20 protein-coding genes are annotated in these 20512 nt (G+C 47.9%); 10 read left to right on the plus strand and 10 right to left on the minus strand.

The genetic code is table 11. The features are described from left to right. Nucleotides 1-368 precede the first annotated feature (368 nt). The gene (locus tag FJM67_RS04000; RefSeq protein WP_219845882.1) at nt 369-1430 is read right to left on the minus strand and encodes an IS4 family transposase; all 1062 of its coding nucleotides are present in this window, start codon (nt 1428-1430) and stop codon (nt 369-371) included. A 355-nt stretch (nt 1431-1785) separates the two neighbouring features. On the opposite strand from FJM67_RS04000, the gene FJM67_RS04005 reads away from it, so the two are divergent. After that, nucleotides 1786-2787 (plus strand): phosphotransferase, encoded by a 1002-nt coding sequence (locus FJM67_RS04005; RefSeq protein WP_140587384.1) that lies wholly within the window; start codon nt 1786-1788, stop codon nt 2785-2787. On the opposite strand, the gene FJM67_RS04010 is transcribed toward FJM67_RS04005, so the two are convergent. After that, complete coding sequence (locus FJM67_RS04010; protein WP_140587385.1) at nt 2788-3684, minus strand: helix-turn-helix domain-containing protein; 897 nt, start codon at nt 3682-3684, stop codon at nt 2788-2790. Nucleotides 3685-3863: 179 nt separating this feature from the next. Between FJM67_RS04010 and FJM67_RS04015 the strand changes: the two genes are divergently transcribed. From FJM67_RS04015 to FJM67_RS04025, 3 genes are read left to right on the plus strand one after another with little or no spacing between them, the layout of a single operon-like run. Next, entirely contained in the window at nt 3864-5018 is a 1155-nt protein-coding gene (locus FJM67_RS04015; RefSeq protein WP_140587386.1) for a tyramine oxidase subunit B, read from the plus strand. Between the two features lie 59 nt (nt 5019-5077). Further along, nucleotides 5078-5500, plus strand: a complete 423-nt coding sequence (locus FJM67_RS04020; RefSeq protein ID WP_140587387.1) for a RidA family protein — start codon at nt 5078-5080, stop codon at nt 5498-5500. 45 nt (nt 5501-5545) lie between these two features. After that, the gene (locus tag FJM67_RS04025; protein ID WP_140587388.1) at nt 5546-6838 is read left to right on the plus strand and encodes an NAD(P)/FAD-dependent oxidoreductase; all 1293 of its coding nucleotides are present in this window, start codon (nt 5546-5548) and stop codon (nt 6836-6838) included. Between the two features lie 273 nt (nt 6839-7111). On the opposite strand, the gene FJM67_RS04030 is transcribed toward FJM67_RS04025, so the two are convergent. After that, nucleotides 7112-8026 carry a p-hydroxyphenylacetate 3-hydroxylase reductase component gene (locus tag FJM67_RS04030; RefSeq protein WP_140587389.1) on the minus strand — a complete coding sequence of 305 codons (915 nt, stop codon included), beginning with the start codon at nt 8024-8026 and terminating at the stop codon, nt 7112-7114. Between the two features lie 80 nt (nt 8027-8106). Further along, a complete protein-coding gene (locus FJM67_RS04035; protein WP_140587390.1) occupies nt 8107-9276 on the minus strand; it encodes a p-hydroxyphenylacetate 3-hydroxylase oxygenase component in 1170 nt (389 codons plus the stop codon). 269 nt (nt 9277-9545) lie between these two features. Here FJM67_RS04035 and FJM67_RS04040 point away from each other — a divergent pair, with 269 nt between their 5' ends. From FJM67_RS04040 to FJM67_RS04060, 6 genes are all read left to right on the plus strand, one after another. Then, nucleotides 9546-10493 carry a tripartite tricarboxylate transporter substrate binding protein gene (locus tag FJM67_RS04040; RefSeq protein ID WP_140587391.1) on the plus strand — a complete coding sequence of 316 codons (948 nt, stop codon included), beginning with the start codon at nt 9546-9548 and terminating at the stop codon, nt 10491-10493. 48 nt (nt 10494-10541) lie between these two features. Next, entirely contained in the window at nt 10542-11900 is a 1359-nt protein-coding gene (locus FJM67_RS04045; protein WP_140587392.1) for an aldehyde dehydrogenase family protein, read from the plus strand. Nucleotides 11901-11973: 73 nt separating this feature from the next. Further along, on the plus strand, nt 11974-12474 hold the full coding sequence (locus FJM67_RS04050; protein ID WP_140587393.1) for a universal stress protein: 501 nt from the start codon (nt 11974-11976) through the stop codon (nt 12472-12474). A 6-nt stretch (nt 12475-12480) separates the two neighbouring features. Further along, the gene (locus tag FJM67_RS17475; protein WP_181161426.1) at nt 12481-12651 is read left to right on the plus strand and encodes a hypothetical protein; all 171 of its coding nucleotides are present in this window, start codon (nt 12481-12483) and stop codon (nt 12649-12651) included. A 5-nt stretch (nt 12652-12656) separates the two neighbouring features. After that, nucleotides 12657-13001, plus strand: coding sequence for a hypothetical protein (locus FJM67_RS04055; protein ID WP_235889980.1), 345 nt, complete (start codon nt 12657-12659; stop codon nt 12999-13001). A 19-nt stretch (nt 13002-13020) separates the two neighbouring features. Continuing rightward, on the plus strand, nt 13021-14493 hold the full coding sequence (locus FJM67_RS04060; protein ID WP_140587395.1) for a tripartite tricarboxylate transporter permease: 1473 nt from the start codon (nt 13021-13023) through the stop codon (nt 14491-14493). Between the two features lie 70 nt (nt 14494-14563). On the opposite strand, the gene FJM67_RS04065 is transcribed toward FJM67_RS04060, so the two are convergent. The 6 genes from FJM67_RS04065 to hpaI all read right to left on the minus strand — a co-directional run bounded on the left by FJM67_RS04065 (nt 14564) and on the right by hpaI (nt 20502). Then, complete coding sequence (locus FJM67_RS04065; RefSeq protein WP_140587396.1) at nt 14564-15772, minus strand: Bcr/CflA family multidrug efflux MFS transporter; 1209 nt, start codon at nt 15770-15772, stop codon at nt 14564-14566. Between the two features lie 64 nt (nt 15773-15836). Beyond that, nucleotides 15837-17267, minus strand: a complete 1431-nt coding sequence (locus tag FJM67_RS04070; RefSeq protein ID WP_140587397.1) for an aldehyde dehydrogenase family protein — start codon at nt 17265-17267, stop codon at nt 15837-15839. A 14-nt stretch (nt 17268-17281) separates the two neighbouring features. Then, a complete protein-coding gene (locus FJM67_RS04075) occupies nt 17282-17713 on the minus strand; it encodes a GlcG/HbpS family heme-binding protein (protein ID WP_140587398.1) in 432 nt (143 codons plus the stop codon). Nucleotides 17714-17717: 4 nt separating this feature from the next. Continuing rightward, nucleotides 17718-18572: a 3,4-dihydroxyphenylacetate 2,3-dioxygenase gene (hpaD, locus tag FJM67_RS04080; RefSeq protein ID WP_140587399.1), complete on the minus strand. Its 855-nt coding sequence runs from the start codon at nt 18570-18572 to the stop codon at nt 17718-17720. Nucleotides 18573-18687: 115 nt separating this feature from the next. Continuing rightward, nucleotides 18688-19578 carry a 4-hydroxyphenylacetate catabolism regulatory protein HpaA gene (hpaA, locus tag FJM67_RS04085; protein WP_140587400.1) on the minus strand — a complete coding sequence of 297 codons (891 nt, stop codon included), beginning with the start codon at nt 19576-19578 and terminating at the stop codon, nt 18688-18690. 117 nt (nt 19579-19695) lie between these two features. Then, nucleotides 19696-20502, minus strand: coding sequence for a 4-hydroxy-2-oxoheptanedioate aldolase (hpaI, locus tag FJM67_RS04090; RefSeq protein WP_140587401.1), 807 nt, complete (start codon nt 20500-20502; stop codon nt 19696-19698). Nucleotides 20503-20512 lie beyond the last annotated feature (10 nt).

Below are 20512 nucleotides of genomic sequence, written 5' to 3' on the forward strand. Positions count from 1 at the left end.
GAGTAGGTCGTCGTCAAGCTTCAAACACAGAAGCCCTGATCGGAAACGGTCAGGGCTTTTTTGTGCCTGCTGAAAAGCGAAATAGCAAAAGGGGCAGACCCCCAGAAAAACGGTGGTTGAGCTGGAAGCTGTTCTCCAGGGGGGCTGACCCTGATATGGGTTGATCCCCGTCACTCGCCATCAGGCTACTGTTCCTAGCTCCACAAGCAAGCTTGTAAGGTCGCTGCGGAACAGTGCCTGATGCCTCGCTCTTGGTAGGAGTCGATCTCCTGACAAGGGGGCAGACCCCCGCCAGAACTGTGGTGGGGTGGGATGCTGAGGCTATGAGGGGGTCTGACCCTGAGGTATCCCCACAATTTTAACCATGATCAGACTCTTTTCTCCATCTGCTGGAGCAACTGCCTGATGCCGTCCCGCCATTCATTTTTTGTTATCTGGAAGCGAGTTGTAACGGCTCGTTTTCCAAGATAGAAGTAAGACAGAACTCTTCGCTTGCGTACAGTATTGACTTGGAAGCGCTTCGCATAGCCAGCTACCTCAACGACTTTACCCACCAAGATCAGTAGCACTGCTGTAAGCGTTGTGAGTAGCATTAAGTTAATCAGACGCTCCTTTTTAACTGTATAGCTTAACTCAAACCCAAGCCCGAATCGGCAGCTCTTCATATCACGAAAACCCTCTTCAATCTGCATTCGAGTTTCATAGATTTTGACGCACCGCTTGGCAAAGTGGCGATTTACAGGAAGAGTCGATATCAGTAACCACGGATCTTTGGCTCCTCTCGCCGCTTTTAAAGAAGTACCAGATTTGCGTTTCTGTCCCTTTTGGGTGACGGCTTGACGGCCTTTATATGAGCTTTTATAGAGCACGAACTGGTTTGTTCGTGGAGAAGAATTACGATGGGTTAACTCTAGCGATAGGGGATCATTGCTTGCTTTGGGGTACAAGGTAGATATGCAATGCCAAGTATTCTGAGTACTGTCATAGTACTTACGGGGCTTGCGAACTCGACCAACATAATCCCATCCTTGCTCGAGGACCTCGTCTAACCATGGTGTTTTGAATCCCGCATCGGTGACGATGATAGGCTTAGTGTTAGTCGGTAGAAGCGCTTTAAGGATTTGTAAAAATCTCTGATGTGTTTTTTGCTTTTCTTTAGTGCTTTTGTCATGCACTTCTTCATAGAGAGTAATCGAGCGTCCTTCAAAGGCGGTACTGGCGCGAATCAAGAAGTATTGACCACGTGCATCGAGATCCGACCAATCGACACTGATAATCGGTCGTCGCCGAACGACAAACAGCTGGCAAATGTAGGCGTAGATCGACAACGCTTCACGACGTAAATTTGGATTGGAAAGTAATCGATCAGATCGTTTAATACGGTGTTTTTCATACGCTTTTGACAGTATCCCTCGACCAATGCTGGTCACAGTGCAAGGACTGCCTTGAGCTAAACTGAGGACACAAGCCGATAAAGCTTTGCGTCGAGTTTTATGCATATTGGGGCTGACAATGGGTAAGATTTTGTTCAATATAGCAGTCGCGTTCATGGCTCTGGCGGTGAGTTGTTTTTGGCGAAATTATTGATCGCCAAGAGTCATGAACGTTCCCTTCTTTATCTAACATTCTGATCTATATTGAAATTTTGTGGGGATACCTCAGGGTCTGACCCCAATCCACTGGCCCCGCAATCCAAGCAAGTTTGTAAAGTCGCTCCGTAACAGCTCCTAACTCATTCTATTATTGCGTAAAATAGCTCCTACCATTCATCAATGTAAAAACCGTATGACACCGGATATCTTTATAAAAAGAACCCTAGCCGCCCGCAGTGTTACACATCTCGGACATATTCAAAGTCTATGGAGTGGTTATGGTAATTTGTCACGCTATCGTGTCGGTGGGGTTGAGGGAATTGATAAGGTTGTTTTAAAGAGTATCCGCTTTGACCAACAATCTCATCATCCCCGAGGTTGGCATTCGGATCATGCCCATCAGCGTAAACTCGATTCTTATCAAGTCGAGAGGAACTGGTATCAGCATTGGAATAAGCGTTGCACTAGCACAGCCAGAACGGCGAAATGTTTTGGTTTCTATGAAGATAGTGAATGCTTGCATTTATTGCTGGAAGATTTAGATAGTGTAGGCTTTGATAGACGTTGCGACGAACTATCAGTTGAGCAGTCATTAGTGTGCCTAGAGTGGTTGGCTTGTTTTCATAGTGAATTTCTATGTGCTGAGCCCGCAGCGGATTGGCCTGCTGGATTATGGTCACGGGGTACCTACTGGCATTTGAATACACGCCCCGATGAGTGGCGAGCCATGGTAGATGGGCCGCTAAAACAACATGCACAAGAGATTGACCGTTGTTTGGAGCAGGCCCGTTTCCAGACGCTGGTGCACGGTGATGCAAAAGTAGCGAATTTCTGTTTCAGTGAGGATATGAGTCAAGTCGCAGCGGTAGACTTTCAATATGTTGGTAAAGGGATTGGTAGCCAGGATGTTGCTTATTTTCTTGGCAGCTGCCTAGACGAGCGTACATTAGATCTGCATATTGAATACTTGCTAGAGTATTACTTCTCCGAGTTGAACCGGTGCCTGATAGCTCAGGGGGAATCTCCAGATTTGTCTGATGCGGTTTGCAGTGAGTGGTATGAATTATTCGCAGTAGCTTGGGCGGATTTTCATCGTTTCTTGTTGGGCTGGAGCCCCCAGCACCATAAAAATACTGCCTTTAGCCAAAAAATGACAGATAGGGGGCTTCGTGCCCTTCCTCAGCTTTCGCTTTAATTAGCTTTTATCATCTTGATGGAAATTTTTGCTCGTGGGGATGCTCCCTTTGTTATCTTGGGAGATGTTAGCGACTAAGCTAATTTTATCGTTGTAACCTGAGGCTCTTATGGTGTCTTGATAGGCCAGTGGTGTCGTGCTGACGAGTTTTTTAAATTCGCGAAGAAAGTGAGGCTGGTCACTAAACCCTAACGAAAATGCTAAATCAGAGTAGCTGACTCCATTGAGTTTATGTAGAGAGTGCAATGCCGCCTGACAACGAATTATGCGTCCAAAGACTTTGGGGGGTAGTCCAATATCCTGTTTAAATTGTCGCTGTATAGTTCGTAAGCTGTAGCCAGTTAGCTGTTCTAACGATTCCATACGCATATTACCCTGATGCTGAATCAACTGCTGCAGCGAAAATTGAGTTAACGCACTTGGCTCGAAGCTCGCGGCTTTGCTCAGTATCGTTTCAAAAAATTCGACCCTCTTGGCAAAACTGGGGCAACTCGCCATCGTTTCGATTAACGCATGGGCGGTGATCGTTGTGTCTCCCAAATCTATCGTCTGGTTAATTACCTCGTTAGCTCTAACATTTAGAAACTCTGGCAGCATTCCTAGCTTAAAGCGTACGCCGAAATAGCGATGTTCGGGTTTAAACAGTGCATCACTGGCCTCTAAAGTAGTACCGCAAATGGCTGCAGAGGCGCTCTCTTCATTGGTATCAAAAATGAGGTCAACACATCCATCTGGTACCGCATAGGTGGCCTCAACATTGATATCCACCATAAAACTGTAGTAGTGGGACACGGCCGGATGAGCAGAAGGACACAAGGTAAACCCTGATGCAGCATTCAATACAAACCAAGGTTGTTCCGCATAGTGCTTGGTTGCTTGTTGGGTGAATAAGGTCATTGGTCACTACAGTTTGGGTCTGCTTACATTATCGATCTGCATGGCTTGTCGTAAATATTCAATACGTCAGTAATGCCCCTGACTAGCATGAAGTTGTTTTAACACGGTGTTTGACCATAGCTCTCCACCTAGGGGCGCTATGCCAATAATAACAACCCATAAAAGATCAGGGCTTCAGTATGTCACAAAACCAAGCAACCGAGAGTACCCAAATCGATTTTATTTATTTGTCCGAACCGGACATGATTAAAGCTGGCGTCACGGATATGGCAGCCTGTGTTGATACCATGGAAGAGATGTTTGTATTGCTACACAAAGGTGATTATCGCATGGCAGGTCCCAATAGTGACTCCCATGGCGCGATGGTCACCTTCCCTGAGCATTCCCCGTTTCCAACCATGCCCAAACCCACCGCAGACCGTCGCTTGATGGCAATGCCTGCCTACTTAGGTGGAGACTTTCAGACTTGTGGTGTGAAATGGTATGGCTCCAATATCGCAAACCGCGAGCGTGGCCTACCACGGTCTATCTTGATGTTTATTCTTAATGATATCGAGACCAGTGCACCTTTGGCTTATATGTCTGCCAATTTGTTATCCGCATACCGCACCGGTGCGATACCCGGAGTCGGAGCGCGCTATCTTGCCCGCCAAGATGCCAAAGTAGTTGGCTTGCTTGGTCCTGGAGTGATGGGACGAACGTCTCTAGCTTCCTTTATGGCGGTACGCCCGAATATCGATACCTTAAAACTTAAAGGTCGGGGACAAAAGAATATTGATGCTTTCTTGGAATGGGTAGCCAAAGAATATCCGCAAATTACCAATGTTGAGGTCGTGGATACCGTAGAACAAGCGGTACGTGGTTGTGACATAGTCACTTACTGTAATTCCGGCGAGGTAGGCGATCCCTCTAAATACCCAATAGTAAAACGAGAGTGGGTAAAGCCTGGCGCTTATCTGGCGATGCCTGCCAGTTGTATGCTCGACGACGGTATGAGCGGCGCAGGGGTGCGTAAAGTCATGGATAGTATTGGCTTGTACGAAGCTTGGTACGAAGAGGTGCCTAAGCCTGCCCACCATCATATTCCACTGGTCGGAATGCGCTTCATGGACATGATTGAAGATGGCTTGATGAGCAAAGAAGAATTGGAAGATCTTGGAGCCATCGTTGCTGGTGACTCTCCTGCACGTCTAAATGACGAAGAGATCATCGTGATGTCGGCCGGGGGGATGCCCGTAGAGGACGTGGCTTGGGCCACCAAGATCTATCGCAATGCACTTGCCAAAGGCATCGGTGTGTCTTTGAACCTCTGGCAAGAGCCAGCCCTGAAATAACTTATCTATTGGGGCTGGTGATCAGTTCCGTTTCCTTTCGATTTAACAAGGTATATCCCATGGCGAAAATTACTAAAGTCAAAACCGGTTCCCAATTTGAAGAGATTGCTAGCTACTCCCGCGTGGTAGCCGTTGATAACTGGATATTTGTTTCGAACACGGCGGGCCGCAACCCCGTAACAAAAACGATTCCAGAGGATGTGCTCGAACAAACTGAGCAGGTCTTTGAGAATATTGAAACCGCGTTGCAGGCCGTTGGCGCATCGCTTAAAGATGTCGTGATGTCCCGTGTGTTTATTCAAAATCCAGAGGACACGCCAAGTGTGATGGAGTTTATTGGTAAGAAATTCCGTGGTGTAGACCCTACCACAACGGTGACTTGTCCTCCCCTGGGCTCGACTGTTTATAAAGTTGAACTGGAGGTGACAGCTTACCGTGGTGCCAGCGAAGCAAAAGTCGAGCACATCAAACTGGATCAATGATTCTAGTTACTTGGTTGGCAATGCCCACATAGGAGAAAACGAGCAATGACCAAATTGTTGGAGAAAATAGCGACACCAGATATCTTGCCGGCAAAGGTAACGGTGGTCATCATCGGCGGGGGAATTGTTGGTGTCAGTGCGGCATTAGCGATGGCGGAAAAGAATATCGACGTAGTGTTGATCGAGAAAGGCCATATTGCTTGTGAGCAGTCTTCCCGTAACCTTGGCTGGATTCGTAAAACCAGCCGCCATGCCCATGATGTGCCATTAGCTGCGGCGGCTGACAAGATGTGGGTCAACATGGCCGAGCGGGTTGGAGAGGATGTCGGCTATCGCCAAAATGGCATCATGTTCCTAACCCGTTCAGATGAGCAAATGTCTATCTATGACGACTGGCTTAACTCGGTTGCTGATTTGCAACTGGACTCTCGCCTTATGTCGGCTAAGGATATCGATGTCCTAGTTCCCGGTGGGAAAGGAGATTGGAAGGGGGGGATTTATACCCCATCTGATGGTCGTGCTGAACCAGCAAAGGCAGCGACAGCGATTGCCAAAGCGGCCCAGCGTAAGGGAGTGACCATTGTGCAAAATTGCGCTGTGAGAACCCTGTTACTGGAAGGCGGTAAGGTTACTGGTGTGGCAACGGAGAAAGGGGAAATTCGGTGTGAGCAGGTATTACTATGTGGTGGTGCCTGGTCCCGACGTTTTTTAGGAAATCTTGGGGTATCGCTGCCAACGTTGCCCTTAGTGTGTTCTGTGTTACGCACTACGCCGATGGAGGGGCCGAGTGATATTGCCGTTGGTGGCCCAGATTTCTCTTTCCGTAAGCATGATGATGGAGGTTACATCGTTACCCAACGGGGAGGCTTGGATGCTCATGTCACCCCTGACCATCTATTGATTGGGATGCGCTACTTGGAACAGTTGAAAACGCAACGTAGTTTCTTGCGTATCAAGTTCGGTAAAGAGTTCTTCAAACAGCTTGGCATGGCGAAAACTTGGGATGCTTCTACAATAACACCCTTTGAGAAATACCGTATTAATGATCCAGCGGCAAACCCTATTCTCAACAACGAAGCGCTAACGAATTTGCGTCAGGCTTGGCCTGTTTTCGAGCAAGCCCAAATTGCTGAGGCGTGGGCAGGGATTCTGGAAGTGACTCCAGACTCTAACCCAGTGATTGAGCGTATTGACCAAATTCCGGGGCTGACCATTGCTACGGGCTTTTCTGGCCATGGCTTTGGTACCGGCCCTGCCGCTGGGCAATTAGCTGCGGATTTAGTGTTAGAAGAAGAGCCAATTGTTGACCCCACTCCCTATCGCTTTAGTCGTCTTTAATAGATGTGAATATGTCTCGAAAGGGACATATAACCGAGTATGTATATGATTTATTCTAATTCTGTGCTGATCACACCGCTCATTGATTTCAGTACAGCTCCCAGGGGAAAGCCCTCCGAAAGTTTAATTTAGGATCATTTCTACAGGGTGATACCCTTTTTGTGCGCAACTCAGTTGCGCTTTTTTTTGACCAAAAATAAATAAAAAAGCCAAGGTCGATGATGACCTTGGCTTATAGGAGCAAAAAGCATTATTGCCAATACAGCATAGGCTCTAAGAGAGCTGTTTCAGTAGAGTTTGTAGCTGTTGCTTAAAACTCTGGTACTCCTCTTCGCTAAAGGCAGCAAACACTTCTTCGGTTTGTTGCTCGGAGATATTCCATAAACGCTCGGCCACTTCGTTGCCCCGAGCAGTTAACGATAAGCTAGACTCAATTAAACCAAATGATAATAACCGCTCGACACCGGCTTCTACATCTGCAGAGGGGATGGTAACGAGATCTTTCAGTCGTTCCAACGTGGCGTTATCGGTATCACTCAGAACCAACAGTAGGCGTGCTTCACTGGTGTTTAATCCGGTTGATGACTGCTTAGGTAGGTAGTTTTCTTGGATTTTTTGCAGCACCTTATTCATGAGGTAGATAGCGCTGTTGTGGAGGCGTTCTAAGGTTGCGGTAGAAGCAACATTTTTATCGCTGGTTTGGGCTCCAGTAAAGGGGATGGCGCCAGCGTAGCTGCCCTGCACATAAAGTAGTGGTGCGCGACCATGGTTTTCGAAGGCTACGACTTTACCAATCATGATCCAGTGGTCCCCACCATCAACGATTTGGTAGTTTTCACACTGAAAATTGGCGGCGGTATTTGCCAAAATTGGTGAGTTGCCGACACCGGCAACATAGTCAATATCGGCAAATTTATCGTCACTAGGACGAGCAAAGTGATTGGATAGGTCAATCTGATCAGCCGCGAGAATATTCACCGCGAAGTGGGTCGCCTGTTCAAAAACAGGGTAGCTGCCAGACTGTTTGATGATGCTCCAAAGTACGAGAGGCGGGTCCAGTGATACGGAGTTAAAACTGTTGGCGGTGACACCTACTTGATTGCCTTGGTCATCTTTGGCCGTGATGACTGTTACTCCAGTGGCAAAATTGCCAAGGCAGCGACGAAATTCTTTTGGATCAAAGCTCATGATGTTTCTCTCTTATTTTAATCGGGGAACAAAAGGGCAGGGAGCCGAGGCTGCCTGCCCTTGATAGTGGGGGACGTGACTTACAGTAGCGTTGGGTCCGGTTCCAAGCCCATGATTTCGCGGCCAAGAATCTGGGCACATACATCGTAGTCAGTGTAGGCATGCGCACCAGTCATATGACTATCGCGGAACAGACGCTGTGCTTCCTTATCCAGATACCATTGGTTAGCGCCAAGGGCGTTGAATAGGCGATCAACGGCTTCAATACAAATTTTGACTGAATAAGCTTGATTGGTACGCCAGTAGGCAAGTTCTTCACGAGTTGGATAGCGTTTCGCTTCAGCAAATGCGGCGTGCTCTTCCCACGTTTTTTCCATAAATGCCCGCGCCGCCATAACCTGATGGGTTGACTCAGCCAAACGCATTAATGCTGGAGTCGCAGCGCCTACTTTGGCCCCGGTATAAGCCCGTACACGAGTTTCCGTGATTTCTTTAAACACCTTCAGCATACGTTCTGCTACACCTAGACCCATCGCCGCGAAGCCAGAGGCAAAGTAAGGGCGGTAAGGTGCATAGAAAATTTTGCTGTCTGGGTATAAACCGTATCCGGCTGATTTACCTTCCATCATATCCTTCGCTTTTTGAATGCGATGCTCAGGAACGAATGCGTCTTTGATTGCCAAGGTTTTCGTGCCAGAGCCCTTCATGGCCATCGCATCCCAGTCTTCAAGGATGGTGTAATCAGAGCGTGGAATAACAGCAAAGCAATAGTCTTTCGCGCCTTCTGGGTTGTCCCGTAGGAAGCCAACAATTGCCCATTCAGCGTGGTCGCAGCCGGAACTCCACTTCATGTCACCATTAAAAATGATGCCACCCTCGGTCTCTTCATAGCGACCAAACGGGGCAATACTGCTGCTGGCGGTAGCGTCTGGATTCTCTCCCCAAATATCATCTTGCATTTGCTTGGAGAACATAGCCAGTTGGTGGTTGTGGGTACAAAGCAGGCTAAAGGCCCAGGCAGTGCTACAGCAAGCACCAGCCAGGGCAGCGATACAGTCGCAAAATTCTGGTAGCGAGATCTCATAGCCACCGTAGGCTTTGGGCAAGAATGCTTTATGTAACCCCACGCTTTTGAGTAAGTCGATGTTTTCTTGGGGAACCTTCTTGAGTTCCTCTGCTTTGCTGGCGTTAGCAGCAATTTGGGGAAGAACGGACTGTAGATCGTTTAATAGTGGATTAGCACGTTTCATGAGCAACCTCGTTATTGTTTTTTTACTAAGTGTCGGTGCAGTACCGAGTGAAGTCATTATTCGCCCTTAGCGACGAAGAATGAATGGACGTTTCTCGCCAATGGATAGGACTTTTCCTGAAAATGTTATTCGTGTGGCGGTTTTGGTTACTCAGTCGAATTGCTTTTGAACGGAAGCTTAATTGGAAAAAATATCCCTAAGGGGACATAGAGGCTTGGCATCGACAGGTGTAATTTTTGACTTATCGCAAACAAAAGGAATCTACAACAATGAAAAAATCAGCGAGTAAGCTAGTCAAATTCGTTTCCGGTGCGGCACTACTGAGTATTGCTGTATCAGCCACGGCTGCCAATTATCCGAATCGCCCGGTGCGTTTTATCGTGCCTTGGCCACCAGGTGATTTGGAAGATGTCTTGACCCGCGCTATTGCCGAGGAAATGTCCAAACAAACGGGAGTCCCTGCCAGTGTGGTGAATAAGCCAGGCGGTGGCGGTGTACTGGGTGCCACTACGGTTGCTCAGTCTCGTCCCGATGGCAGTGTAATCGGCTCGTTCGTGGTGGATTTGGTAACTTCCCAAGTGGTTGGTGGTAATGCACCCTATACTGCCGATGACTTTGAGCCCGTTGGCATCTTCCTTGATTATCCGTTTGTATTAGCAACCAAAGCCGATGCTCCTTATAGCAACCTGGCGGAGCTTGCTAACTACTCAAAGTCCCACGATATCAGCCTTGGTCATTTCGGTTATCAAGCTCTACCAACCGCGTTGACATTTAAAGCGGCTGATCAGGAGGGTATTAAGATTGCTGCAGATTCAGCCTTTGATGCACTTGACTGTGCAACGTTGGCTAATGGTGATGCGGATATTATCAATACCACCACTCAGTTGATTCTTCCTTGTTTAGATTCCGGCGATGTGAAATTGCTAACGTCCTATACCTTTAACCGCCTGGTTACCCACCCTGACGTGCCAACGTTGAATGAAGCAACGGGCATTGCCCAAACCTTGTGGAATGGTTTGTTTGTTCCTAAAGGTACCCCTCGTGAAATCAAAGAAAAGATCGCTGCCATCGCTCAGGATGCGCTGCAAACGCCACAGGTTATCGAGCTTCAGGAAACCACGGGTGCCGGTGTTTACTGGACCAATATGGATGATGCGGCAAAAGTGATTGAGCTGGACTACGCCAATGCCCAGAAATTGGCTCAAAGCGCCCAGTAATAATGGGTGCCAGCGAGAGTAGCTAATAACAATAATGGTGATGTAACAATGCAAATAGAAGTAATTAACCCTGCCACTAAAGCGGTTTTCCGTACTTTGGAATCTACCGATCATCTTGGTTTGGATAGCTCCGTAGCGAAAGCCAAAGTGGCATTTGAAATGTGGCGCAAGAAAACAGACGCTGAGCGTACCGCTGCCCTAATGGCGGTTGCCGATGCGATCGAGGTTGCCGCCCCAGAGCTTGCACAAATCGTGGTAGCGGAACAAGGTAAACCCTTGCCATTGGCGCAGATGGAGGTAGGAGGGGCAGCAGCTTGGACCCGCTATAACGCGAGTCTTGAGCTAAAGCCAGAGGTCATTGAAGACAGTGCTGAGCGCTATGTAGAAGTGCGTCGTGAGCCTTTGGGGGTTGTTGCTTCGATAACGCCTTGGAACTGGCCATTAATGATCGCTGTTTGGCATATCATGCCAGCACTCAAAGTGGGTAACAGTGTGGTCGTGAAGCCTTCGTCATTGACGCCGGTGAATACCATTAAGCTCGCCGAAATCATCAATCAGCACACGGTGCCCAACTTGGTTCAGGTCGTACTCGGAGGGCGAGAGATCGGCGAGCCACTAGTGCAGCACAAGGACATTAAAAAGTTGGTCTTCACTGGGTCGACCGGTGTCGGTAAGCATCTTGCGAAGATCGCCGCTGCTGACCTAAAGAAAGCGACATTGGAGCTGGGTGGCAATGACGCCGGTATTGTTTTGGCCAGTGCTGATGTGGACCAAATCGCTATGAAGGTGTTTATGACATCGTTCCTCAACATGGGGCAAACCTGTGCCTGTCTCAAGCGCCTGTACGTACATCGTTCTAAATACGAAGCTTTGAGTAACGCCTTGGCAGACATTGCTGCCCAGCAAGTTGTGGGTAACGGTATGGACGCTGGTGTGACGTTTGGTCCGGTACAGAACCAAAAACAGTACGACAGTGTACGAGCTATGATTGACGAGGCTAAAGCTGCCGGTGCGGAAGTTATCGAACCTAACCTACCCGAAGGTCTGGATGGGTACTTCATTGCTCCGACGTTGGTGAAAGATCCACATCATACCTTGCCAGTCGTGTGTGATGAGCAATTTGGCCCCGTCCTACCTATTATCCCGTTTGACAGTGTGGAAGAAGTTATGGAACACGCTATTCATGAGGAGTTTGCTCTTGGCGGCTCAGTATGGGGTGAACCTGGTGATGAGCTAGACTGGGTGGTGGATCAACTCGACTCAGGTACGGTTTGGGTGAATAACCATGCGGAAGTGCTGCCACATGTACCATTTGGCGGTAATAAGTCTTCTGGCTTAGGGGTAGAGTTCGGCATCGAAGGCCTATTGGAATACACCGTGCGCAAGGTTGTTAACCGCGCTAAGTAGTTATCAATCGATTTAAACAGCCACCCAAGCGGTGGCTGTTTTGTTTCCATTTGTCTCTGTGTAGGAGTCGTTAATGAAAAATATTCTCTACGCTTCTGATTTGGAAGAAGGTAGCCGAGTGGTATTCCGTGCAGCTATCGAGCAGGCTGTGCTCACCCAAGGAAAAATCCATTTTCTGCATGTGTCAGATCAATTTCATCGGGGACAAGATGAAACCCTAGGAGGGTTTAAATTAAAAAAAGCCCACGACAAACACCTTGGTGCGCTCAAACAAGAGCTATATGAATACATGAAACAACGGATTCATCGATTTGTTGTGGAGGAGGTCGAGGCAGTATCCAATTTCAACGAGGAACAGATTGAAATCGTTGTGGTATTTGGCGATCCAGCGCACAAGATTGTGGAAGTCGCTCAGCAATTAGATGCCCACTTGATTGTGATGGGAGATCGCCGGGTGAATGCGTTATCCCGATTCTTTCTTGGTTCTACCGCACAAAAAGTGATTCATAACTCGACCTGTCCAGTGTTGATTATGCCGATTGCCAACCAACTTAAACAAGTTCGGAGGCCGTAGACCCACATGGAATACCGCAAATCTAAGTTGTTCTTTGTGATCGTGTTGATCCTATCGACTTACCTGATCATCTCTTTTGCTGATCACACGACTACTGTTGTGCGTCACCGGGACTGGTTTACGCAACCTTATATCGCGCCGCTTACTGGCCTTGGTATATTAGCGTTTTTTCACTGATCAAATTGCTGACTATCTGGCGACGCCTACCGGATGAGCCGACCTGGGCCCAGTCGCTGGCTCGTAATCTTGGCCACTACCATGTGGTGTTGGTGACCTGCGTCTTGTTTGTCATTTATATCTACGGCGTTGGTGTGATTGGCTTCGCACTCGCCACCTTGCTATTTGTCTTGGCACTGCTGTGGCTCAGTCGACTGCTCAATTGGATCTGGGCGTTAAACGCGTTCGCAGCGGTTACTTTGATTGTGCTGATCTTCCGAGTTGGGGTGAACATCTGGTTCCCTGATCCAATGCTGTATGAGGCCTTGTTCAGTGGTCAATGGCTTTGGTTTATGAACCAATATCTGTAAACAGATTTAGAGAAAGAAAATGGAACTATTAAGTTTAGGTTTCAATGAAGTATTTAGCGGCGGCGTGATTTGGGCCGTACTAATTGGGGCTTTGATAGGGGTCACCATCGGTTCGATTCCCGGTTTAGAACCCGCTGGGGTGATGGCGATCCTGTTACCTTTGACGTTTACTATGGAACCTCTTTTTGGGGTGACGTTGCTGCTCGGAGTCTATGGCGGCGCTTGGTATGGGGGGGCCATACCGGCCATATTGATGAATACCCCAGGTACACCGGTGGCGGTGCTCACCACCTATGATGGTTACCCCATGGCGAAACGTGGAGAGGGGAAGAAAGCACTTTCTATTGCTTATACATCGTCATTTTTTGGCGGCATTGTTAGTGTGTTGTCGTTAGTATTCTTTGCCCCAATTCTGTCCCAAGTAGCAACACTGTTTGGTTCGGCGGAGTTTGCCATGTTGGCGCTACTTGGGATGGTGTTTGTGGTACTAGCCCACAACAACTATGCCATAGAAGCGGCAGCCATGATCGGTCTAGGTATGTTTCTCGGAACAATTGGCATTGACCGCTCGTACAATACTCAGGTGTACACCTTTGATCAGTCGTTTTTGTTGGCTGGCGTCCCCCTAGTGCCTGCTGTGATTGGTTTATTTGCTATGTCACAAGCCTACATATTACTCTCAACCAAGTCTGGAGATTCATTCAAAACCAAATTAGAGGGAAGTGGTCGTTTCGACGGTTTCACCGTACTGCTTAGAAATAAAGTCACGGCCATTCGTTCTGCCATTCTTGGGGTAGTGATGGGACTACTGCCTGGGGTAGGGGAGTTTGGCTCCCAGTTCTTTTCCTACACCTTGGCGCAGAAATTTTCTAAAAAGCCGGAAGAGTTTGGCAACGGAGCCGAAGCAGGTATTGTCGCCTCTGAAACATCAAACAATGCTGTGACGGCTTCTGTATTGATTCCACTATTAGCGTTTGGTATCCCTGCAGATGCCTTGATGGCGATGTTGTTATCGGTATTTATGGTACACAACTATATCCCAGGCCCGCGCTTGTTTACCGAGCATCCGGAATTCATTTCCGGCTTGTATGTGTCCTTGTTCTTTATGAACGCAGTGGTGTTCATTTACCTAACGTTTGCTTCCAAATACATCGTTAATATTACCCGTGTGCGTGGGCGTTTTATTGGCGCTTTGATTTTTGTGCTTGGCTTCCTTGGAGCCTACAGCCAGAACTATCAAATCAGTGATGCACTTATCGCCTTGTTTTTCTCCATCATTGGTTATGTGATGAAACGCAATAACATACCGGCAGTACCCATTATTCTTGGCTTAGTATTGGGTCCTGTATTTTTGAATCGTATGCGTCAGGCGTTAGGTGTGTCGAATGGGGATTTTTCCATCTTTATAGATCGGCCAATCTCGTTGACCTTGTTGGTATTTACGGTGTTATCAATCGTGGTATTTGTTGCCAGCAAGGTGCGTCGCTCATAAAGAACGGCATTGCCTCTTAATGTTTGAAGAGCAAAGGCTGGGTTGTTGTCCCAGCCTTTTTTATGGCTAACTAAGTCTTGATATGACCAAAGCCCCCTTGAGTAAACAGATAGCAGACCACACAGGCACTACCACACCCCGCCATTACCAATAGTAATGAAGCCGCTGATCCATCAAATACCAGTGTCGTGACATAGCTACACAGCCCACCAAAAGCAAATTGCCCAGCCACCAATAATCCTGCTGCGGTACCTGCCCGTTCTGGCACGATGCTGAACAAAATGGCGAGGCAGTTGGCACCAATAGAGCCGGTAACGCTGATATAGAGCATGGTGCCAAGCAAGAATAGCAAAGGCAACTCATGGAAAAATAGCGCGATGAGAGACATGGCGATGGTGGCGCCTAGTGAAACTAAACAGGCAGCGTGCAATGCTCTACTTGAGGAGTAGTGCTTTACCAAGCGTTTGTTTAGCACTGTCATCAGAATGATGGCCCCGATATTAGCAGAGAAGAAAAATCCGTAGCTTGTTTCGCTGAAGCCATAAGCATCGATGTAGACAAATGCAGAAGCCGCGATAAAAGCAAACATACCGGCAAATGAAAAACCGTTGGTTAAGATATAGAAGGTAACAGCAGGGATCGATAGGCACTCGCCATAGGCCCGAAAATAGTCCTTGATGTTGAAGGAGGCATTTTTTTCCCGACTAGGCTCCTGGATGATGAGAGCAATGCCAATAAAGGCCACGGCGGAAAAAGCTCCTAAAAAATAGAAAATCCAACGCCAATCAAAAAATCGTACGATGTAAGCACCGAGAATCGGCGCCATCAGCATCACGATCATCGAAATAATATGCATTGTCGATAGAATACCAGCAGCTTGCTGAGTACCAAATAAATCTCGCACCAGAGCGCGAGCCAATACCGCAGCAGAAGCTGCTCCTAGGGATTGGGCAAACCTTAACATGACCAAAGATTCACCAGTTTGGGCTAGGGCACAGCCGATACTGGCGAGTACATAGCAGAAGGTACCAACAAGCAATAATTTCTTGCGGCCAAGCAAATCGGATAAAGGGCCGAAGAGCAGCATACCGATAGCCATACCGACTAAAAAGGAAGTGATCGTGTATTGGATAGTTGACTGGGGGCTGTCGAGGTCTGCCGCGATGGTAGGCAAACTCGGCAGATACATATCAACAGAAAGCGGACCAAAGGCGACTAAATACCCCAGCAAGGGTATCAGCAGTCTAGACCTACCTATAGAGGTTGTTACGGTGGACATAGCTAATCCTTTCTGAAACGAAAAAAGCCAACGTGGTGTTGGCTTTTTGGATGAACGGGAGAGCTTACTTAGGCGTACGTAACACCATTAGTTTCATCTCTGTCATATCTTCAATCGCGTAACGAATACCCTCGCGGCCAAGGCCAGAGTCTTTTACACCACCGTAGGGCATATGGTCGACACGCCAAGATGGTACATCACCGATCACTACGCCACCCACTTCAAGCACATCCCAAGCTTTGTGTGCTTTGTAGATATCTTTGGTAAAGATACCCGCTTGTAGGCCGAAGTCTGAATTGTTCACTTCTTCGAGTGCCGCATCAAAGTCAGAGAACTTGGAAATGATCGCTACTGGGCCAAAGGCTTCTTGATTGTAAACGTCCATTTCATCTGTTACGTCGGTAAGTAGCGTTGCTTCGAGCATAGCACCATTGCGGTTACCACCGGCCAATACGGTGGCGCCCGCTGCTTGAGCTGCTTCCACCCAGCCGTGTAGACGCTCAGCTTCTTTTACCGAGATCATTGGACCGATGAAGGTATTTTCATCTGCTGGGTCACCCATTACCAACCCCTTAACGGCTGCAGTAAGCTTGGTTTTGGCTTCTTCAAACAGTGATTCGTGTACCATGATGCGTTGTACGCTGATACAGCTTTGACCGGACTGGTAGTAAGCACCAAAGATGATACGAGTCACCGCATCATCCAGGTCGGTACCTTCGTCAACGATACAAGCGGCGTTGCCGCCTAGCTCCAGTACCACTGGCTTTTTACCTGCTTTTTTCTTCAGATCCCAACCCACATCAGGGGAACCAGTAAAGCTAAGCAGTTTCAGGCGGTCGTCAGTAGTAAATAGATCCGCACCGTCGCGACGACAAGGAAGGATCGAGAATGCCCCTTCAGGCAGGTCGGTTTCCGCTAGGATCTCCGCTACGATAAGCGCACTGATTGGTGTTAGAGAAGCAGGCTTTAGAATAAACGTACAACCGGCAGCGATTGCTGGAGCAATCTTGTGTGCTGCTAGGTTAAGCGGGAAGTTGAACGGTGAGATGAAAGAACATGGGCCAATCGGTACCCGCTTCCACATACCTTGGTAACCTTCGGCCCGGGCAGAGATATCCAGTGGCATTACTTCGCCGTAGATACGAGTGGCTTCTTCGGCAGCGATTTGGAAAGTGTCGATCAATCGAGTTACTTCACCACGGGAGTCTTTGATAGGCTTACCCGCTTCTTGGCAAAGGGCTTGGGCTAGCTCTTCAAAGCGCTCTTTGAAGCGTGCTACACAATGATTCAGGATGGCTTGGCGCTTATAGGAAGGTAGTGCTTTCATTGCCGCTTGGGCTTTATCTGCGGCAGCAATCGCTTGATCGATATCGCTAGCCGATGCCAAAGCGACAGTAGCGATTAGCTCATCGTTGAATTTGTTACGTACTTCCAAATCTTCGTTGGCATAGACAGGCTTGCTGGCTAAGTAGAACGGATACTGCTTTTTCAACATCGTGGGATTCTCTCTTAATTATTGTGAAATACCGATTGAATGGCGTGGGTAGCGCATTCAATATCCTGCTGTTCGTTGCCTCCTGATACGCCGATGGCGCCGACAACGGTGTCATTGACCTTGATGGGAAGACCACCACCAAGGAAAGTGAAATTAGGTTCGCTTTGTAAGCCGAGCAGCACATTTTGGCGGTTGGCTAAGTTCGTCTGCCAATCCAACGTCGGCTTGCCAAAAGAAACGGCAGTAAAGGCTTTTTTGCGAGCGACTTCCGGAGAGATAAGTGGTGCGCCATTCATACGAATGGCTGCAAGTGGCTCACCTGCGAGGTCAACGACACACACACAAATTTGAATCTGTAGGGATTTTGCTTGCTCCATAGCCGCCATACAAAGCTGTATGGCGGATTCGGTAGCAGCAACAGTTTGTTGGATCGCTGCTGTAGTCATACTCTTACTCAACAGGGAAGATAACGTTGGTCTGACCAGTACCAGAGCTTGGGAAGTACTCCGTCAGAATCTCAGCTTTACCTTCGTATTTGTCCCAGCCTAGGGCAGCGAACAGCATCGCTGTGTCATGCATACCACCTTCACCGCAACAGAATTTCGCGTATTCTGGCAACATGGCTAGGAATGTTTTCGTTTCACCTGCCTTCCATAAGTCGAGTACCCGGAGGTCGACTTGACGGTGGAATTCACGAGAAATCGTGAAGGTTCCGTTATTGGCAGCATACAAATGGTTTTCCCAAATTTGGTGAGACATAGAGCCAGATGCCAATAACATGACGTTGTTATCACTGGCTTCGATGGCTTCGCGGATTGCTTCACCAATCAAACGTGATTCTTCTAGGCTATGCACCGTACACCAAGCCGCAATTGACACCACCTTAAAGGTTTTGTCTTCATTCATATAACGCATTGGCACTAAGGTGCCGTATTCCAAATCTAGGGTTTCAACCTGGTGCGACAACATGTGTACGCCTTTTTCCACCGCAATCTTGGCAATGGCATCCCCTAGTGCTGGGTTCCCTTGGTACTCATATTCAAGATTTTGAATAAAGTGTGGGAACTCATGGCTAGTGTAAACGCCCTTAAAGTTCGCATTCGCATTGATGTGGTGGCCAGCGTTTACCAACCAGTGCGTATCCAACACGATCACCGTATCCACGCCGGCTTCGCGAGCTCGGCGAGCAATCTCTTTATGACCATCAATAGCAGACTGTCGGCAACCCTGTAATTTCCCAGGCTTTTCAGACAGTAGCATAGTTGGTACGTGTGTAATTTTGGCTGCGACTGATAACTTACCCATGTTGTACTCCTCAATATTATTTTAGTTAACATGTTAAGTAAACATATGGCGGTTAAAAAAATTGGTCAATGGCTTTTAGAGAAAACGCGATATGGCCTTGATCTGAAGCAAGGCCTTATGAGGTTCTGTGGGTGCGGCGAAACTCGCTCGGCGTCATAGCTGTGTGTTTGAAAAAAAACCGCGAGAAGTAGGAGGGATCAAGATAGCCTAGGGTATAGGCAATTTCTGTCAGATTCATGTTGGTATGAGAGAGTAAGCGTTTCGCTTCGAGTAAATTGCGTCCATTAATAATCTTCTTAGGGCTGACTTGAGCAATTTTACGACAGATGTAATTAAGTCGATTTTCGTTAATATTTAATGCCTCGCAGTACCAGGTAAGCTGTTTTTGCTCAACGAAGTGTTTTTCAACCAGCTGACTGAACTCGCGAAAAGTGACGACTTCTCCATGGGTGTGTTGGTAACGTGGTGACTTTGCATCAGCAAGGCGTAGTAACTGTATGAGCAACAATTCGAATAAAGATTCCAGCGCCTCCAATTTAAAGTCGCTTTGGTGGCGCCACTCTCCCATCATCAATTCAAAAATACTGGCAACTGGCTTCCATTCATCTGGTTTTAGGCTCTGTTGTGCTAAGCAGATCGGCATCAGTAAGAGATTGTTATTGGAATAACGGTCTAAGCGATCAAGAAATGCCTGTATCAAAGACCTATGGGCTGTTAGCACATAGCCGGGTGCTTCAGGTTCGGTAAGGAACGCATGGGGGGTACTGGCAGGGGTATAAAATACCGCTCCCCCCTGCGTTGCAAAACTATTCTGATCGATATTGAAGAGGGTATTACCCGTTTGAATGTAATGGATTTGGCAGTAGTCGGCATGTAGATGCATGGGCATGTCACGACCAAAAAAGTCCGCCAATTTACCTAATTTGTCGAAATGTATCGAAGCGTCTCGATAAGCAGAATCGTAGTCCTGACCGATATTGATATTGGGGATCCATTCTTTACTCATGGGCGAACTCAGGGCAGTAACATCGGGTTAGAGTGTAATACGACGGGCAAAAAAAAGCCCAGCGAACTGGGCAAAAAAGGGTGATCGCTGCACAAGAGCCTAGCTCTTGAAAAACACCTAGTAGACAGAAGGTGCCGACTCCGTGGTCGTGACGCCATCTGCTTTGAACTCATTAACAAGCTGCTTGGTACTGTTCATTAACAGCCCCGTATCGCTGCCGACGGCGACAAATAGGGCGCCTAGCTCGATGTAACGTTTGGCTGCGCTTTTGTCTGCCATCAAAATGCCTGGTGCTTTGTCAGCGGCAACGATTTTGGCAATACTCTCCTCAATCACTTTTACCACCTCAGGGTGGTTCGGCTGACCAATATAACCTAATGATGCACTTAAATCAGCAGGGCCAATAAACACCCCGTCAACCCCATCAACGGCAAGAATATTGTCTAACTCCGCCACAGCCTTAGCTGATTCAATCTGCACTAGTACGCAAATTTCCTCGTTAGCAGTGGTCAGATATTCTGGCGTACGATTGAACTGGGATGCACGAGCCAAGGCGCTACCGACACCTCGAATACCTTGTGGCGGGTAACGGGCCGCTTTTACGATTTGCTCAGCCTGGTCCGCATTATCTACCATTGGCGCCAGCACTGTTTGCACACCTAAGTCTAAAATTTGCTTAAGTGCAACATGATCAGCCCAAGCTGGACGAACGATCGGGTGACTTGGGAAAGGAGCGATGGCCTGCAACTGACCAACCATGGTCTGCAAGGTATTCGGAGCATGCTCCCCATCAATCAATAGCCAATCAAACCCCGCTGAGGCAATGAGCTCAGCGGTGTAATTATTTGCCAAACCTAACCACAAGCCAATTTGTGGTTGTTTATCTCGCAACGCCTGTTTAAATGTGTTCTTTGGTGCAGCCATGTCTTAATCC

It is taken from the genome of Maribrevibacterium harenarium, from assembly GCF_006385675.1.
GTDB classification, from domain to species: domain Bacteria; phylum Pseudomonadota; class Gammaproteobacteria; order Pseudomonadales; family Marinomonadaceae; genus Marinomonas; species Marinomonas harenarium.

Bases quoted from the DNA above. Each gene is read 5' to 3' on its own strand.
- hpaI (WP_140587401.1), bottom strand. From the start codon at position 20,502: ATGGCTGCACCAAAGAACACATTTAAACAGGCGTTGCGAGATAAACAA.
- FJM67_RS04030 (WP_140587389.1), bottom strand. From the start codon at position 8,026: ATGAGCTTTGATCCAAAAGAATTTCGTCGCTGCCTTGGCAATTTTGCC.
- FJM67_RS04035 (WP_140587390.1), bottom strand. From the start codon at position 9,276: ATGAAACGTGCTAATCCACTATTAAACGATCTACAGTCCGTTCTTCCC.
- FJM67_RS04025 (WP_140587388.1), top strand. From the start codon at position 5,546: ATGACCAAATTGTTGGAGAAAATAGCGACACCAGATATCTTGCCGGCA.
- FJM67_RS04015 (WP_140587386.1), top strand. From the start codon at position 3,864: ATGTCACAAAACCAAGCAACCGAGAGTACCCAAATCGATTTTATTTAT.
- FJM67_RS04040 (WP_140587391.1), top strand. From the start codon at position 9,546: ATGAAAAAATCAGCGAGTAAGCTAGTCAAATTCGTTTCCGGTGCGGCA.
- FJM67_RS04070 (WP_140587397.1), bottom strand. From the start codon at position 17,267: ATGTTGAAAAAGCAGTATCCGTTCTACTTAGCCAGCAAGCCTGTCTAT.
- FJM67_RS04045 (WP_140587392.1), top strand. From the start codon at position 10,542: ATGCAAATAGAAGTAATTAACCCTGCCACTAAAGCGGTTTTCCGTACT.
- FJM67_RS04075 (WP_140587398.1), bottom strand. From the start codon at position 17,713: ATGACTACAGCAGCGATCCAACAAACTGTTGCTGCTACCGAATCCGCC.
- FJM67_RS17475 (WP_181161426.1), top strand. From the start codon at position 12,481: ATGGAATACCGCAAATCTAAGTTGTTCTTTGTGATCGTGTTGATCCTA.
- FJM67_RS04020 (WP_140587387.1), top strand. From the start codon at position 5,078: ATGGCGAAAATTACTAAAGTCAAAACCGGTTCCCAATTTGAAGAGATT.
- FJM67_RS04005 (WP_140587384.1), top strand. From the start codon at position 1,786: ATGACACCGGATATCTTTATAAAAAGAACCCTAGCCGCCCGCAGTGTT.
- FJM67_RS04065 (WP_140587396.1), bottom strand. From the start codon at position 15,772: ATGTCCACCGTAACAACCTCTATAGGTAGGTCTAGACTGCTGATACCC.
- FJM67_RS04010 (WP_140587385.1), bottom strand. From the start codon at position 3,684: ATGACCTTATTCACCCAACAAGCAACCAAGCACTATGCGGAACAACCT.
- hpaA (WP_140587400.1), bottom strand. From the start codon at position 19,578: ATGAGTAAAGAATGGATCCCCAATATCAATATCGGTCAGGACTACGAT.
- FJM67_RS04050 (WP_140587393.1), top strand. From the start codon at position 11,974: ATGAAAAATATTCTCTACGCTTCTGATTTGGAAGAAGGTAGCCGAGTG.
- FJM67_RS04060 (WP_140587395.1), top strand. From the start codon at position 13,021: ATGGAACTATTAAGTTTAGGTTTCAATGAAGTATTTAGCGGCGGCGTG.
- hpaD (WP_140587399.1), bottom strand. From the start codon at position 18,572: ATGGGTAAGTTATCAGTCGCAGCCAAAATTACACACGTACCAACTATG.